The organism is Gemella sp. (assembly GCF_057272915.1).
In genome coordinates this window covers 80,561-96,643 of the sequence record NZ_DBHIUF010000003.1, presented here as the reverse complement: position 1 = coordinate 96,643, position 16,083 = coordinate 80,561, and the positions used below count along the sequence as shown (strand labels likewise).

The 16,083-nt window shown below is 31.1% G+C and carries 15 protein-coding genes; 4 read left to right on the top strand and 11 right to left on the bottom strand.

Annotated elements, in window-relative coordinates:
- Window positions 1-6: 6 nt before the first annotated feature.
- Together ACO6OL_RS02265 and ACO6OL_RS02260 are read right to left on the bottom strand one after the other, a co-directional pair.
- The gene (locus ACO6OL_RS02265; protein WP_314160417.1) at window positions 7-1,314 is read right to left on the bottom strand and encodes an aspartate kinase; all 1,308 of its coding nucleotides are present in this window, start codon (window positions 1,312-1,314) and stop codon (window positions 7-9) included.
- Between the two features lie 124 nt (window positions 1,315-1,438).
- Entirely contained in the window at window positions 1,439-2,593 is a 1,155-nt protein-coding gene (locus ACO6OL_RS02260; protein WP_485501975.1) for a homoserine dehydrogenase, read from the bottom strand.
- Between the two features lie 256 nt (window positions 2,594-2,849).
- Between ACO6OL_RS02260 and thrC the strand changes: the two genes are divergently transcribed.
- From thrC to asd, 3 genes are all read left to right on the top strand, one after another.
- Window positions 2,850-4,322: a threonine synthase gene (gene thrC, locus ACO6OL_RS02255; RefSeq protein WP_485501974.1), complete on the top strand. Its 1,473-nt coding sequence runs from the start codon at window positions 2,850-2,852 to the stop codon at window positions 4,320-4,322.
- Window positions 4,322-5,203: a homoserine kinase gene (thrB, locus tag ACO6OL_RS02250; protein ID WP_485501973.1), complete on the top strand. Its 882-nt coding sequence runs from the start codon at window positions 4,322-4,324 to the stop codon at window positions 5,201-5,203. The genes thrC and thrB overlap by 1 nt, the downstream gene beginning before the upstream one ends.
- Window positions 5,204-5,292: 89 nt before the next feature.
- Window positions 5,293-6,369, top strand: coding sequence for an aspartate-semialdehyde dehydrogenase (gene asd / locus ACO6OL_RS02245; RefSeq protein WP_485501972.1), 1,077 nt, complete (start codon window positions 5,293-5,295; stop codon window positions 6,367-6,369).
- Window positions 6,370-6,433: 64 nt separating this feature from the next.
- On the opposite strand, the gene ACO6OL_RS02240 is transcribed toward asd, so the two are convergent.
- The 4 genes from ACO6OL_RS02240 to ACO6OL_RS02225 all read right to left on the bottom strand — a co-directional run bounded on the left by ACO6OL_RS02240 (window position 6,434) and on the right by ACO6OL_RS02225 (window position 9,470).
- Window positions 6,434-7,540 (bottom strand): Gfo/Idh/MocA family protein, encoded by a 1,107-nt coding sequence (locus ACO6OL_RS02240; protein ID WP_485501971.1) that lies wholly within the window; start codon window positions 7,538-7,540, stop codon window positions 6,434-6,436.
- Between the two features lie 224 nt (window positions 7,541-7,764).
- Window positions 7,765-7,941 carry a 50S ribosomal protein L32 gene (gene rpmF, locus ACO6OL_RS02235; protein ID WP_003147267.1) on the bottom strand — a complete coding sequence of 59 codons (177 nt, stop codon included), beginning with the start codon at window positions 7,939-7,941 and terminating at the stop codon, window positions 7,765-7,767.
- Between the two features lie 32 nt (window positions 7,942-7,973).
- Window positions 7,974-8,480 carry a YceD family protein gene (locus ACO6OL_RS02230; RefSeq protein ID WP_485501970.1) on the bottom strand — a complete coding sequence of 169 codons (507 nt, stop codon included), beginning with the start codon at window positions 8,478-8,480 and terminating at the stop codon, window positions 7,974-7,976.
- A gap of 87 nt (window positions 8,481-8,567) precedes the next feature.
- Window positions 8,568-9,470: a 1,4-dihydroxy-2-naphthoate polyprenyltransferase gene (locus ACO6OL_RS02225; protein WP_485501969.1), complete on the bottom strand. Its 903-nt coding sequence runs from the start codon at window positions 9,468-9,470 to the stop codon at window positions 8,568-8,570.
- 161 nt (window positions 9,471-9,631) lie between these two features.
- On the opposite strand from ACO6OL_RS02225, the gene ACO6OL_RS02220 reads away from it, so the two are divergent.
- Window positions 9,632-10,495 carry an NAD(P)-dependent oxidoreductase gene (locus ACO6OL_RS02220; RefSeq protein WP_485501968.1) on the top strand — a complete coding sequence of 288 codons (864 nt, stop codon included), beginning with the start codon at window positions 9,632-9,634 and terminating at the stop codon, window positions 10,493-10,495.
- Window positions 10,496-10,642: 147 nt separating this feature from the next.
- Here the strand turns inward: ACO6OL_RS02220 and ACO6OL_RS02215 are convergent, their stop codons facing one another.
- The 5 genes from ACO6OL_RS02215 to dnaJ all read right to left on the bottom strand — a co-directional run bounded on the left by ACO6OL_RS02215 (window position 10,643) and on the right by dnaJ (window position 16,034).
- Window positions 10,643-11,521, bottom strand: coding sequence for a S66 family peptidase (locus ACO6OL_RS02215; protein WP_485501967.1), 879 nt, complete (start codon window positions 11,519-11,521; stop codon window positions 10,643-10,645).
- Window positions 11,521-12,582 (bottom strand): hypothetical protein, encoded by a 1,062-nt coding sequence (locus ACO6OL_RS02210; protein ID WP_314160426.1) that lies wholly within the window; start codon window positions 12,580-12,582, stop codon window positions 11,521-11,523. Before ACO6OL_RS02210 ends, ACO6OL_RS02215 begins: the two co-directional genes overlap by 1 nt.
- A gap of 81 nt (window positions 12,583-12,663) precedes the next feature.
- On the bottom strand, window positions 12,664-13,728 hold the full coding sequence (locus ACO6OL_RS02205) for a hypothetical protein (RefSeq protein ID WP_314160427.1): 1,065 nt from the start codon (window positions 13,726-13,728) through the stop codon (window positions 12,664-12,666).
- Between the two features lie 16 nt (window positions 13,729-13,744).
- Window positions 13,745-14,692, bottom strand: coding sequence for an HD domain-containing protein (locus tag ACO6OL_RS02200; protein ID WP_314160428.1), 948 nt, complete (start codon window positions 14,690-14,692; stop codon window positions 13,745-13,747).
- 190 nt (window positions 14,693-14,882) lie between these two features.
- Window positions 14,883-16,034 (bottom strand): molecular chaperone DnaJ, encoded by a 1,152-nt coding sequence (gene dnaJ, locus ACO6OL_RS02195; protein ID WP_314160429.1) that lies wholly within the window; start codon window positions 16,032-16,034, stop codon window positions 14,883-14,885.
- Window positions 16,035-16,083 lie beyond the last annotated feature (49 nt).

Genomic DNA, 16,083 nt, shown 5'->3' with positions numbered 1-16,083 from the left:
TTAATATTATTTGAATTCTGAGTAAATAGTATTTATAGTTTTTTCATAATCGTTATTATGAACACCTACGATAATATTAATTTCATCATTAGTTTGTGAAATCAGTGCAATATTCACCCCAGCTTCCCCTAAAGCTTTGAATAATCTACCAGATAATCCCTTTGTATTTTTCATTTTTTCACCAACTGTAGCGATAAGTGAAATTTCGTGAGTTACATTTATCTCATCAGCTTCAAGAACTGCTTTAATTTTCGCTACTAACTCATGAATAAACGGTCTCACATTACCTGTTTCAACAACTACAGAGAACGAGTCTATCCCACTTGGAATGTGTTCAATGCTAACATTAAAGTCTTCAAAAATCTTAAGTGTTTTCCCAATTAAACCAACTTCATTTGCCATGTGACGTTTTTTAATTGTAATAATAGAGAAATCTTTTTTCCCTGCAATACCTGTAACGATTTGCTTTTCATCAAGGTGTTTATTATCAGAAATAATAGTCCCTTCTGCTGTTGGATCATTTGTATTACGAATTTGAATTGGAATATCTTTATCACGTACTGGGAAGATTGCTTCTTCATGAAGAACACTTGCACCCATATATGAAAGTTCACGAAGTTCTGTATAACTAATAACTTTAATTTCATGTGGATTTTCAATAATACGAGGGTCTGCCATTAAAATTCCAGATACGTCAGTCCAGTTCTCATATACACTCGCATTTGCAATATTAGCGACAATCGCTCCACTAACGTCTCCACCACCACGAGTCATAATCTTAATTTCTCCATTCGGTCTACTTCCATAGAAGCCTGGAATAAGAAGACGATCATACTCTTTTACAATCGCATCAAACGCTGCTTGAGTTTTTTCAAAGTCAATCTCACCTTGATAATTATAGAAAATTAAGTCTTTAGCATCAACAAAGTGATATCCTAAATATTCAGCCATTAATAATGCTGTTAAATATTCACCACGACTTACTAGGTACTCTTCATCGATTCCTTTACTAATTTCCGCTTTTAACTTAGTCAGTTCTCCTTCAATATCGAATTTTAAGTTTAATTCGTTTTTGATTGCTACGAATTTATCTTCAATCATTTTAAAGATATTATCAAAATTAATATTGTACTTAGTATGCGCATAACATAGGTATAATAAGTCTGTTACCTTATTATCTTCTTTATTTGCTTTCCCTACAGCACTTACTACAACAAAACGACGTGCATCATCAAGTTCCACAATATTCTTAACTTTTTTAAACTGTTCAGCACTTGCTACCGAACTTCCACCAAATTTTGATACTCTAACCATTTTAACTCCTTTTTCTATTAATATCATTTGTATAATTTATCACTAATATATATTATATAACTATTTACAAAAAAATCAATGAATTTTCTGAAAAATCTAAATTTTAATTTTAATAATCATTTTATTATTTATGGAATTTAGCAACAACAAATTTACTGTCTTTTTCCTTTACTTCTTCTACCATACTAATAAGTTGTTTTAATGAAATCTCTTTTGTTTTCACATAAAAATTACCTTTATATTGCTCAACACTTTCTACCAATTCCCCTGATAATTCTACAGATGAACGAACCAAATAATTTCTTCTAGTTAATTCTTCTGAATAAGATAAATCATTCTTAATTACAACATCTACTCTTGTTGAACCTTCATTAATGTCTACTATATCTTGAACAATAGCATTCCCTGTTGGGAATTTTCCTGCACCTTGTCCATAAAACTTAAGTTCGCCGATAAATGATCCATCTAAAGAAATAATGTTGTTATTTAATGGAACAGCAGCCTCTTGAGATTCTTTCCCAAATATAGACAGCATTACAGAAGTTTCATACTTACCACATTCTACATTTGTTTCTCCAATATATTTAACAGCTAAATCATATTGTTTTAAATAGTCGATATCATTTTTAGTAATGTTTCTCATAGAATATGTAGGAAAACCAGGTTGAACATGAATATCAAAAGCAAGTGCATTACTTAAGATAATCTTATTCACAACATCTCCACCATCAACATCAGCACTTGGATCAGCTTCTGCATAACCTAGATCTTGTGCTGTTTTTAATGTAGAATCAAATTCTTGATTGTTTCTATACATATTATCAAGAATAAAATTACTTGTTCCATTGAAGATACCATATACACGTTTTACTTCATCAACACGTCTAGTTCTTTCTAAGTTTACAAGCCAAGGAATTCCTCCACCTACACTTGCTTCAAAAATAAACTTCACATTATTTTTCTCAGCTAATTCAACAAATTCGTCTAAATATTTTGCAGCAACGGCCTTATTAGCTGTAACAACGTGTTTTCCATTCTCTAATGATCTTTTAATAAAATCATACGCAGGGTTAAGTCCTCCAAGACACTCAACAACTACTGAGATTTCTTCATCATTAATAATTTCATTAATATCATCGGTAGCTAAGTGCATCTTATCACGGCTTCTTGCAAAAACACTCTTTACTTCAATTTTATTTAATTCTTCTGTTTTACCGTTAGTAATAATATCATAAACTCCACTACCTACAGTTCCATATCCTAAAATTGCTATTTTCATAATTATTTTCTCCTAAATTCAATATTTATTTTCAATTATATTTAAAAGTTTATCAAGTATTTTTCCCATGTCAATTATTCAATATCAAGAATTTTCAAAAAATTTCATTTTTTTGACTATTTCGACTGTTTTTATAACCTATTTTGGTGTAAAATTATAGTTATAAAAATTTTTAAGGTTCTTTTTATAAAAAACACTTGTATTTTTACAAAGAACATTGTATCATATATACAACGATAAAGCAAGGAGATTTTAAATGATTTACGAAAGTACAAGAGATATTAATAGAAAATTAAATCCAAGTGAAGCTATTCTTCAAGGTTTAAGTGAAGAAGGTGGACTTTTCGTTTTAAGAGATTTAGGAAAGAATAAATTAGACTTAGAAAAACTAATCGGAAAAAGTTATTACGAAGTGGCTGAAGCAGTGTTACGACTTTTTGTCGATTTTAGTGATGAAGAAATAAAAAATTGTGTTGAAGCAGCATATAGAGGTAAATTTTCTCACGAAAATATCACTCCTCTAGTAGAATTAAAAGACGGACATATCCTTGAATTATTCAATGGACCTACTAGTGCATTTAAAGATGTTGGTCTATCACTTCTTCCACAACTAACGAAAACTGCACTTACTAAAGTAGAAGATAAAAATGACATTCTTATTTTAACTGCAACTAGTGGTGACACTGGTAAAGCAGCTTTAGAAGGTTTCAAGGATGTAGATAGAACAAAAATCATGGTCTTCTACCCTAACGATGGTGTAAGTACAGTACAAAAAACACAAATGCAAACTCAAGAAGGAAAAAATACGAAAGTTTGTGCAATTCACGGAAACTTTGACGATGCTCAAAGTGGAATTAAAGAACTATTTGTTGATGAAGAATTCAAAAAAGAATTACTTTCTAAAAACATTAAGTTATCAAGTGCAAACTCAATCAACATCGGACGTCTTATTCCTCAAGTAGTTTACTACGTTGTTTCATACCTAGATTTAGTAAATACAAATAAAATTAAATTAAATGATAAAGTAAACTTTGTTGTACCTACTGGTAATTTCGGTAACATTCTTGCTGGTTACTATGCTGAACAAATCGGTTTACCTGTTAACAAATTAATCTGTGCAAGCAACAACAATAATGTACTTTATGATTTCTTAACGACTGGTATATATGATAAGAACAGAGACTTCTTAAAAACAGTATCACCAAGTATGGATATCTTAATTTCTAGTAACTTAGAGCGTCTACTTTACTACGTTAGCGGTTGTGATAATGAATATATCGCTAAGCTTATGAAAGATTTAAAAGAAACTGGACGTTTCGAAGTTACAGGTGACGTACTGACTAAGATTAAAGATAAATTCCAAGCTGGATTTGCTGATGACGAACAAACTAAAGAAACTATCAAAGCTATCTACGAAAAAGATAACTATCTATTAGATACACACACTGCAGTAGCCTATAAGGTTCTTCTTGAAAACTTAGATAATGAGCATGCTAGCATCGTACTATCAACAGCGTCTCCATATAAGTTCACAGAAAGTGTCTACTCTTCTCTATTCGAAACTCAAGGTGAAGATGAATTTACTCTTATGAACAAACTTCACAAGCAAACTAAGGTAGTTATCCCTGAAAACTTAAGAGACCTTGATAAAAAAGAAATTAGACATAAAGATGTAATTAATAAAGAAGACATGAAAAAATACATTTTAGAGAAACTAGGTGATTTATAATGGTGAGTGTTCGTGTGCCTGCCACTTCAGCTAATGTTGGATGTGGATTTGATAGCCTTGGTGTAGCTTTGACACTTTACACTACATTTAAATTCGAGAAATTAGACAGTGGGCTTGAATTTGAAGGATTTGAAGAACGTTTTTCAAATAAAAATAACCTAGTATATCAAACATTACTAACTACATTAAAAAAATTAAACAAAGATATTTCTGGTGTTAGAATATCTATCGAAAATGATGTACCAATTAGCCGTGGTTTAGGTAGTAGCTCTACATGTGTAGTAGCCGGAATATACGGTGCGTACTTACTAACTGATACACCTATTGATAAACAAGAAATCTTTACAATAGCTAACGAAATCGAAGGACACCCTGATAATGTTTCACCAGCTATTTTTGGAAGTTTAAGTTCATCTTGTACTACTGATAGTAAAGAAGCGGTAACTGTAAGATACGAGGTTGATGAAAGATTTAACTTCTTAGCATTAATTCCAAACTTCGAAACTTCTACTGAAGAAGCTAGAAAAGTAATGCCAAAAGAAATTAAGCTTCAAGAGGCTATTTACTCAATGTCGCGTATTGGTTCGGTTATTAAGGCATTTGAAACTTATGATCTAGAACTTCTTAAAAAGGTTATGGGAGATAAAATCCACGAACCTTATAGAAAAGAAATAATACATGAATATCACGAAGTTAGAGAAATCTGTGAAAAGATTGATAGTTCAGCATTTTTCATTTCTGGAAGTGGCTCTACATTAATGAATATCGTTAGCGATACTAACAATATTGAAAAAATAAAAACTGAACTTGCTAAATTAAAATACAACTGGCAAGCAATTTTATTAAAAGTTGATAAAGAAGGAACAGTAGTTCTAAATTAATACGTTAAAAATTTTTGAACTTCTTCTTTTATTCCAGAGAGGGAGTTCATTTTGAAATAATTTTATATAAATAAAGGAGAAATTTTATTATGCAAAAATCAAGAGTAGCCGTACTAGGGGCAACAGGAATGGTAGGTCAACGCCTATTAGTATTATTAGAAAATCACCCATACTTCGATGTTGTAAAATTAGCAGCATCACCTCGTTCTGCTGGTAAAAAATATGGAGAACTTATGGAAAGCCGTTGGAAATTAGACCACGCTGTACCTGAATACACTAAAGAATTAGTTGTTGAAGACTTATACAAAATTGACGAAGTTTCTGAAGGAATTGATATGGTATTCTGTGCCATTAACCTTGATAAAGAAGCTTTAATCAAACTTGAAGAAGACTATGCTAAACGTGAAGTAGTTGTTGTTTCTAACAACTCTGCAAACAGAAATAAAGATGATGTACCGATGATTATTCCAGAGATTAACTCTGCTCACCTAGATGTTCTTCCTGCTCAAAAAGAACGTCTTGGAACTAAAAAAGGATTCATCGTTACAAAACCTAACTGTTCAATTCAAAGCTATGTACCTATCTTTGAAGCAATTAAAGAGTACGGTGTTAAAGAAGCATCTATCTGTACATATCAAGCTATCTCAGGAAGCGGAAAAACATTCAACGAATGGCCTGAAATGGTAGAGAACATCATTCCTTATATCGGTGGTGAAGAAGAGAAAAGTGAAAAAGAACCACTTAAAATCTTTGGTAAAGTAGTTGATGGAAAAATCGTTCCAGATGATTCTATGAAACTTTCAGCTCAATGTATTCGTGTTCCAGTTCTTGACGGACACCTTGCTTGTGTATCATTCAATTTAGAAAATGACCCTGGACTAGAAACTTTAGTTGAAAAAATAAAAAACCATGTTCCTGAAATTGCTAAACATGAATTACCACTAGCGCCAACACCATTCATTAAATACTATGAAGAAAACGATCGTCCACAACCAGTACTTGATCGTGATAACGAAAAAGGTATGCAAATAACTGTAGGTCGTCTTCGTGAAGATAACCTATTTGACTACAAATTCGTAGGACTTTCTCATAACACATTACGTGGAGCAGCTGGTGGAGCTGTTTTAACTGCAGAACTAATTAAAAAATTAGGATACTTAGATTAATATTATAAAACAATACTCCAAGAGAATTTCTCTTGGAGTATTGTTTTTATTAGTCTCTTATTTTCTATTTTACTATTTCTCTCAACTCTACTTTTCTATTTTCTTTTAAAGACAATGTACATGCATCAGCAGTCGCAATTGACTCTAGAGCTGCGACACCATTTAATAGTTTTTCATATTCTTTTGATACTTTTTCTCCATTCAAAATATTATGCAAATACAACATTTCTTTATCTATACAGCTTTGTAACCAAAGTGGACAACGTACATTAGGATTTCCATAAGCTATTCCTCCGTCCATTCCTCTACCTGTATAAATAGCCGTTCTATCATCATCTTCTTCTTTTGATTCATGGATTAAGAAATAACTCTCTTTTTCTCCTACTACTCTTAAAGTACCTTTAGTATTATATAAATCTAATTTTATAGCTCCTTTTGTACCTTCTATAAGGACATAATGTTCACCCCATCTAAATGCATTCCCATATTCAAGTACTGCATATCGTTTATTAGAAAATTCCAGATTAACTATTAAGAAATCATCTTCATCACCAAAATTTTCACCGACATGACATACATTTCCACCTATCATAGTTGCTTGCTCCGGTAGACCATCCATAATAAATTGAATACAATCAAGTTCATGAATGTGATGGTATAAGTGTCCTCCAGACTGTAATCGAATTTTTTTCCAAGAAACAGTTTCTTGTTTTTCTTCCCATCCTGTTCTTGCAGCATGACAAAATATTACATCCCCAATTTTCCCTTGCTTAATCAATTCTTTTGCGTGACGTACTCCATTAAAAAAGTTCATAATATGACCTGCCATAAAAATCACATTATTTTCTCGACAAGTTTCAACCATAACCTTACAATCTTCATAAGATAAAGCGATTGGTTTTTCACAAAATACATGTTTACCATTCTTAGCGGCTAATAATACTGGCTCACGATGTAAATTACTCGGTGTTGCGACGATAACACAATCTACCTCATCTAGACCAACCAACTCTTCCAACGACAAACAATTTTTTGCATTAAGCTCCCTAGAAACTTTCTCTCCATTTTCCGGATCAAAAACTGCAGTTACCTTCGCATCTTTTATTTTCTCTAATGAACGAGCTAAGTCTGCACCAAAATAACCTGTTCCAACAATTCCATAATTTGTCATAATAAAATCCTCTTTTCATATTCCTAAACAATTAAGAAATAATATTCTATATCCTTATATTTATTATACAACTTACTAATACAAATTTAAAGATTTATTTTCTGTTCATTTTTAATATAAATTTAAATCTTTAAATGCAAATCTCATATATTTCATTTACTTAACTTAATTTTAAACATAAAAAAACCCTAAGGACACCTCCTTAGGGTTTGGTAATATTTAAATTATTTAACGTCTAGAACTTGTCTACCTTTGTACATACCAGTTTTTCTATCAACACGGTGACCCATTACGTAGTTACCAGTTGTTGCATCGATAGTAATTGATGGTGCAGATAGTTTTTTGTGAGTTCTTCTTTTTCTTTTAGCTGTTTTTGATGTTCTTCTAAAAGGAACTGCCATAGTTAATTTCCTCCAATTATTTTAAATAATTCTTATTGTTCTTTAAATAATCCATTAAGAGCCGCAAATGGTGATTCTTTCTTTTCTTTAACATCAGTTAAAGACTCTTCAGAAATCAATTCCCAGTCGTTACCAGAAACCATCTCTAGCTCTTCTTCATCAGAAGTAGTTATTGGAATATTTAAAATTATAAGCTCATTTACTAAAGGTGTTAAGTCAATATACATATCCATTAAATTAACGTCGAATACCTCTTCGCCTGCAAATACAGACTTATCAACGTATTCTTCTCTCTCTTCAATTTCAAATGGAACAACCACTTCTTTAAGTGTTTTTCCTGAAATCATTTCGAAGCTTCCTTTAATTAATAGATCGGCATAGATTTTATCTTGTCCACCTCGAGTTAATTTTCCACTAACAACAACATCTCTAATATCTTTTAGAGAGTTATCATAGTGTTCTACTTTAACATTTATATTTTCTTCAAAAACAAAAGTATCACTATTATTTTTGAATAACGAAGATCTTAACCATTTCATTAAATATCACCTCATAAACACATTATTTATTATATATCTTTTACTTTAAGATGTCAACAAAAAAAGTTGACTCTTTTTATATTTTTTTTAGTTCATTAAATATTTCAGTATATTCGCTAACGACATTATAAATCCTACAAAAATCGTTAACTTAGCAGTTAACACCATAAATGGCGCCATTGTTGCTTTGTGATTATTAGCACTAAAACCTTTAATTATTTTTATCGCTAAAGGAATAGTAACAAACACCAGTAGATTCCACCATGAAGCATATTTAGTAACTATAAATAAAATATTTAGTAAATATACTACAATAAAGCTAATTTCCATTGTTTTAATCGCATTATTTCTTCCTACTAATATCGCATATGTTCTTCTTCCAGATTCTTTATCATTGTCTAAATCACGGATATTATTCGCTAATAAAATAGCTCCAATCATGATAAATAACGGTAGTGAAACGACAATAATATCAGCATTTACATATCCAGTTTGGAAGTAAAACGATAAAGAAATAATTATTGTCCCCATAAAGAATCCAGAAACAACTTCTCCAAAAGGAGAATAAGCTATGGGATACTTTCCACCTGTATAAAAATATCCAGCAAGCATACATACTAACCCTACTAATAGTACATAAAAACTAGTTATAAAAGTTAGAATTAATCCTAGTATAAAAGCTAGCGCATATAATACCAACGCACCTACCATAACTTCTCTAGAACTTAGATTCCCCTTCACTATCGAACCAGAAATTCCCTCAGAATCAATTTTGTCCAAACCATGCTTATAATCATAGTATTCATTAAACAAGTTGGTTGCTGCTTGAATCAACAGACATGCAAGTAAAAACAAAATAAATTTTAAAATCGAAAACTTAATCTCATATCCTAAAGCATAAGTAGCTCCAAATAAAACTGGTGCTATTGATGCTGGATAACTATGTGGTCTTGTACACATGAAAAATTCTTTTAATTTACTTTTATTCACAATATCCTCCTAGTTATCTTCTTACCTTGAATATTATACCATATTTTGAAGTGCTATGATATTAAATTTCTTTCCTTCTATTTATAATCATTTAGCATAGCGTTTTCATAGATTTGTGATATAATTAAAGAACATAAAACTATTTATTGGAGGCATTTCCTATGAAAATTGCATGGATTGGAACTGGAGTTATGGGCGAAAGTATGGCTGGTCACCTTATGGACGCTGGTCATGAACTTTTCGTCTACAACAGAACAAAGAGTAAAACTGATAACTTAGTAAGTCGTGGAGCTACACTTCTTAATGAAGTAAAAGATGCACCTATATTTGCTGATGTAGTATTTACAATAGTAGGTTATCCTAAAGATGTTGAAGAAGTTTATTTAGGAGAAAATGGACTTATTACGACAGCTAAAAAAGGTCAAGTATTTGTAGATATGACCACTTCTTCCCCTACTCTAGCTGAAAAAATTAGTAATGAATTCCTAAAAATTGGTGCATATGCACTTGATCTTCCAGTAACAGGTGGAGAGGTCGGAGCAAAAAATGCTACTCTATCAATTATGGCTGGTGGAGATAAGAAAGTATTCGAAGAAGTTGTTCTTCCACTAGTTGAAAAACTAGGTAAAAATATTACTTATTTTGGTGAAGCTGGTAAAGGACAATATACAAAACTTGCCAATCAGATCGCAATAGCCACAACTATGATTTCTGTCGCTGAGAGCTTTAAATTCGCAAAAGAAGTCGGTTTAGATTTAGACTCATTCTTTAAAACAGTATCAACAGGCTCAGGTGGAAGCTTCTCAATGACTTCATACGGACCACGTATCTTGAATGAAGATTTCAAACCTGGATTCTTTACTCATCACTTTATTAAAGATATGAAATTAGCTTTAGAAGAATGTGAAAAAATGAACATTAAACTACCTGGTCTTGAAACAGCATATAAAATTTACAACGAATTAGAAGAAGAAGTTCGTAACACAAACGGACCTCAAGCAATTTCTAAATGGTATAAACTATAAAAAGGGAGTGACTCAAAAATCGTGATTTCGTAGAAATCGATTTTGTCGAGTCACCCCCGCACAGTTTATTAGATATCTAAAAAGCTTTTATAAAGCGATTTAGATATCTATAAACCACTGCGTCTATGAGTTATCATATACACTTTTTTAAAATTTACGACCTTTTGGGTCAATCTCATTTTTAATATATATTTTCTCGCCAATTTTTAATACTTTAGAGTTTTTCGCATGTCCGACTTCTTGTGTTTTAGCTACTGCTAAAGAAAATGGAATATACTCTTGAACAAGTTCAAATAGTTCCTCTACAGAAATTTCTTTTTCAATTTTTGTAAAAGTTCCTATTAATAATCCTGAAATTTTATCAAAAACTCCAATCTGCTTTAACTGTGCAAGATGTGTAACCAATCCCTCTATAGAAGTTCCTAATCCTTCGATAAATAGAACCTTATTTTCTACTTCAGGAAAATATCTAGTACCTGCTAGTTTTAGAAAACATCTAATATTTCCTCCGATTACTTCACCTTCTATTCTACTTCCTTGCAGAAATTTCCATTTCACATCAAATAAAGTCTGTTCATTTTTCATAAAAGTATTTTCAACGCTAGTTTTAATTTCTTCACTCTCAATAATATTTAATATTTGATACAAATAATTTACTTCATTCGTTTGACTTCTCAAAACATTTAAGACTGTCGTTAAATCACTATAACCAAAGAAGGGTTTATAATTTCTTTTTATTACATCATAGTCTAAATAATCTAAAATCTCATTTGCAATATCTCCACCAGAAATATCAAAAATTACTTTTATCTCTTTATTTTTATAAAAGGACATTAACTCCTCACCTCGAACTTGTGCTTTTGCTCCGCGTCCAAACTTATCTTTGTAGATATATTTAGTAAAGACAGGCACTAAACCCATCTCTACTAAAATACTTTCTAATCTTTCTAATCTTTCTTTATCTTCAATATTTTTTCCATTAGAACATACTACTAATGCTATTTTATCATTATTATTTAATATCATTATTTACTAATACTCTCTACATAATATTTGAATCTACTCTGTCCACCTTCATATTTTTTGTTATTTAGTCGAAGGACTAACTTGCCTTTATATGAAAGATCACTTACAGAAGTAGAAATTGGAATTGTAATCTTGTCCCCTTCTATTTTCCACATATCAGGCTTACTAGGTCCATTTAAGAATATCGATCCATGCCCTCGATAAGTAGCAAGTACCATTTTATCTTTTTTAAAGAAGATTAACTCCCCTTCTTTTAAAACTTTTGAGTACTTTTCTTCGTTTCCTGTTAAATTATCGTCTATTTCTCTATAAATTAAATGTTGAGAATTTTTTAATTTATTCATTACATACTCTGTATCAACTGTTTCAGATTGTAAAGCATTATATGCGTCCACTATCTCAGTTAATCTGATAGGTATATGATTTAGCATCATCTTATCTACTTTAATATGTTTTTGCGGATCAGAAAATTGTGAAATTATTAATGACGCATCTATATCTTTAGATTTTCCATCTAATATATTTGCTGTAATTTCTGCAAATTTTGAAGCAACTTCCTTATTATGCTCTGTGTTCTTAATATCTAATTTTTTCCAAGTTAAATCTGGTTTTTTATACTTTGAAGTAACCTCTTCAGATTTCTCACCTGTATTCTCTACTTTTCCATCTTTAACTTTGTACACTCCAATAATTTCATCTACTTTTTCAAACTTAAATTTATTATAATAGCCACCTTGTTTAAATATGATTCTATCTTCATTTCCTTCTTTTTCTACTGCATAACTTATAGTTGGTGAAAATTGTTTCAACTCTGATAGAACAGCATCCGAAAGTTTTAATTCAGAATTTAAAGCATCCAAATCATTAAATGTTGATAGTTTTTCGATAATAATTGTAGTTTCTTTACTAATTTGTTTCCCATCTACACTTCCTAAATTTTGACTATTATTTACTTGAACTTTATTTTTTAACATATCATAATTTATAAGACCATATGTACACAATATCGCTAAAATTAGTATTGCGCCATAACCTAATATATATTTTATTTTCTTATTCATACGCTTCAAATTCCTTATTTCTCTTTATATATATGAAAAGACAGGAATAAATCCCATCCTTTCAATTATTTTTTTAAAATATTAATTATCTGTTCGACTTTCAATATAGTATTTAGAACGGCTTTGACCGCCTTCATATTTTTTATTATTTAGGCGAAAAACCATTTGTCCTTTAATTTTTCCACCTTCAAAATTGTTTATTAATGGAATTATTATTCTATCCCCTTCTTCAATCCATTTATCTGGTGTTGTTAAGGTCATTCCCATAGCACCACCAATTCCGCCAAATGCTGCTAGATACATTTTATCTTTTTTGAAGTAAATAACCTCTCCATTACCGATACTCTTATTATACTTAGATTCATTACCTTTATAGCTATCATCAACTTCTCTATACTTAGCTTGTTTTAGTGCAGAAACTTTTTTATAAACCTGATCTGCATTAAATATATCCGGTGATGCAGCATTATACATATCAGTGATTTCTGCCAATGACATTGGTACAATAGTAAGTCCTAATTGAGCATCTCTAACATGCTTACTAAAATCAGATGAATATGCAAAAATACCTAACATATTATCTAATCCACCACCTAGACCAACAGCAAAGTACTTATCAGCAATTGCCTTTGCAGCACCTTTGTCATGCTCTTTATTATCTAAATTTAAATTATTCCATTTTAATTTATCATTATTATTAATTTTAGAACTAATTTTTCCTAAATCATCACCTGTTGATGTTAATTTTCCACCATCAACCTTATAAGAACCGATAATTTCATTAATTCCATTGACCTTGCGATCTGCTAAATATCCACCTAAACGGAAATAAATTTTATCATAACCTTCACTATTATCAACCGTATAATAAACAGATGGTGCATACTTTTTAAGTATATCAACAACTGATTGAGATAAATGTAATTCTGAATTAAGTGCATCAATATCATTTAAAGAAGATATTTTCTCAATAATTATCGTTGTCTCTTTATCTAATTTTTTCCCATCTACACTACCTAAGTTCTCACTATTGTTGGAAGTTGAATTTTCGCGCATTTCTTCGTATTTGATAATCCCAAATACACATATTACCGCTGCAATAAATATAGCAACAAAACCTAATAAATATTTCATTCCTTTATTCATATCTTTTCTCTTTTCCTTAATTGTTTTCTCTATCAAATGTAGGAACATAGAAGTGCCTTCCTTCTAAACCAAACAATTTATCACTAAATGTACCTGGTTCTACATTCGCTAAATTTTTCTCAAACATCATCATTCTTGCATCAATATTATCGATAAAATGAATAATCTCCGCCTCTTTTATCATTGGTAATTTTGGTGAGCCAAATTCATACTTACCATGATGAGCAAGAATCATATGTCTTAACAATGTAATTTCTTCAGCTTCAATACCAAGTTTATCAGCCATTCGAGCTACTTCATCACTCATAATAACAATATGCCCTAGAAGCTCTCCCTCTAATGTGTAAGTAGTACCTACAGGTCCACTTAACTCAATAGTTTTTCCTAAATCATGTAAAATAATTCCACTATATAATAAATCTTTATTCAGTGATGGATAAATAGCTACTAAAGCTTTTGCTATTTTCAACATTGTAGTAGTATGATAAATTAATCCCGAATAAAAATCGTGGTGCATCGACTTAGCCGCAGGATAACTAACAAATTGTTTTTTATATTTATTTAACAATTCAATAGTAACTGTTCTTAAATTATCATTTCCGATTTCTTTTAAGAAATAATTCAATTCATTTATCATTACATCTTTTGGTACTGGTGCGATTTGAATATAATCTTGAATATCTATATTATCTTCATCAGTAGCCATTCTATAGTTTCTGATTTTTAGTTGTAATTTTCCACGATAATCTAGTAAAGTTCCTTCTACATAAATCATCTTACCAGCTTTTAAATTTTCACTATCTTCTTCTTTAACTTCCCAGATTTTACCATCAATACTTCCTGTTTTATCTTTTAGATAAAGTGTTAAGTACGCTTTCCCACTTGTTGAAATTCCACGTACTACATTATCCAATAATAAAAACATACTAATCTCTTGATCAGTTTTAAACTCATTTATGAACATTTCCTCACTCCTTCTTTCTAGTATATTCTTTATTTCATATTATATTTTACTTTGTATTAGAAAAAAATTCAAATAAATATGGTAATTTAGTTAATAAAACACAAAAAACTCAGGATTTCAATAGTAAATTCAAAACTAAACTTTATATTAATTTTTGAATCTCCAATCTCTATCCTGAGTATGTTAATTATTAATCAAAAAGATCTTTTGCTTTTCTACTAACTTTGTCTAAAAAGCTTTCATCTTCTTCAACTTTTTCATTATTTAATTTAGCAAGTTCTAGGTATAACTCACGTTCTTTAGTTGACAGATTTTTAGGAATTTCAATAGATACCACGATAAAGTGATCTCCTTGTCCATGCCCCATTACACTCTTAACACCTTTACCTGCCAAACGGAATTTACGTCCGTGTTGTGTTCCTGCTGGAACGTTCAATTCAATCTCACCTGTTAAAGTACGTACATCCAGTTTTGTACCAAGAGCAGCCTGTGCTGGAGAAAGTTTCAATTCTGTATAGACATCATCACCTTCTCTGTGGAAATATGAATCCTCAGCAACGATTACTTCTATGAATAAATCACCTGCTGGACCACCATTTTCTCCTGCTCCACCTTTTCCACGAAGGCGAACACGTTGTCCTGAACTGATTCCTTCTGGAATTTCTATTTCGTATTCTACTTCACGATTATTATATCCTTTACCGAAACAGTGTGCACATTTATCTTTTATGATTTTACCACGTCCTTGACATTCAGAACATGTACGTTGACTTTGCATACGTCCGAATGGAGTATCTTGGATTACGGCTTCTTGTCCACTACCATTACATCTGTGACAAGTGTTTACAGATGAAGAATCTTTCGCACCGCTTCCGTGACAGTGATCACATTCTACATCTTTACGAATTTTAATAGTTTTTTTCGTACCGAATACAGCATCTTCAAAGCTTATACGAATTCGGTGTAATAAGTCTTCTCCTTGACGAGGGGCATTTGGATTACGACGCGCTCCTCCACCTCCGAAGAAACTTGAGAAAATATCTCCAAGGTCATCAAAACCACCTGAGAATCCAGAGAAGCCTCCACCGAAACCACCAAAGCCACCATGACCTGCTCCACCTTCAAACGCTGCATGACCAAATTGATCATATTGAGCTTTTTTAGTATCGTCACTTAGCACTTCGTAAGCTTCTGTAATTTCTTTAAATTTATCTTCAGCACCTGGCTCTTTGTTGATATCTGGGTGATATTGTTTTGATAATTTACGATATGCTTTTTTTATCTCAGCTGCACTTGCGCTTTTACTTACGCCAAGTACCTCATAATAATCTCTTTTAGCCATCTTAATCTCTCCTATAATTAATTATTTAACAAAGGGCTAGCGCATAACG

Coding starts and splice junctions, on each gene's coding strand:
- ACO6OL_RS02230 (WP_485501970.1), bottom strand. CDS start 8,480: ATGAAATGGTTAAGATCTTCGTTATTCAAAAATAATAGTGATACTTTT.
- asd (WP_485501972.1), top strand. CDS start 5,293: ATGCAAAAATCAAGAGTAGCCGTACTAGGGGCAACAGGAATGGTAGGT.
- ACO6OL_RS02265 (WP_314160417.1), bottom strand. CDS start 1,314: ATGGTTAGAGTATCAAAATTTGGTGGAAGTTCGGTAGCAAGTGCTGAA.
- ACO6OL_RS02205 (WP_314160427.1), bottom strand. CDS start 13,728: ATGAATAAAGGAATGAAATATTTATTAGGTTTTGTTGCTATATTTATT.
- thrC (WP_485501974.1), top strand. CDS start 2,850: ATGATTTACGAAAGTACAAGAGATATTAATAGAAAATTAAATCCAAGT.
- ACO6OL_RS02220 (WP_485501968.1), top strand. CDS start 9,632: ATGAAAATTGCATGGATTGGAACTGGAGTTATGGGCGAAAGTATGGCT.
- ACO6OL_RS02210 (WP_314160426.1), bottom strand. CDS start 12,582: ATGAATAAGAAAATAAAATATATATTAGGTTATGGCGCAATACTAATT.
- ACO6OL_RS02215 (WP_485501967.1), bottom strand. CDS start 11,521: ATGATATTAAATAATAATGATAAAATAGCATTAGTAGTATGTTCTAAT.
- ACO6OL_RS02260 (WP_485501975.1), bottom strand. CDS start 2,593: ATGAAAATAGCAATTTTAGGATATGGAACTGTAGGTAGTGGAGTTTAT.
- ACO6OL_RS02240 (WP_485501971.1), bottom strand. CDS start 7,540: ATGACAAATTATGGAATTGTTGGAACAGGTTATTTTGGTGCAGACTTA.
- dnaJ (WP_314160429.1), bottom strand. CDS start 16,034: ATGGCTAAAAGAGATTATTATGAGGTACTTGGCGTAAGTAAAAGCGCA.
- rpmF (WP_003147267.1), bottom strand. CDS start 7,941: ATGGCAGTTCCTTTTAGAAGAACATCAAAAACAGCTAAAAGAAAAAGA.
- ACO6OL_RS02200 (WP_314160428.1), bottom strand. CDS start 14,692: ATGTTCATAAATGAGTTTAAAACTGATCAAGAGATTAGTATGTTTTTA.
- thrB (WP_485501973.1), top strand. CDS start 4,322: ATGGTGAGTGTTCGTGTGCCTGCCACTTCAGCTAATGTTGGATGTGGA.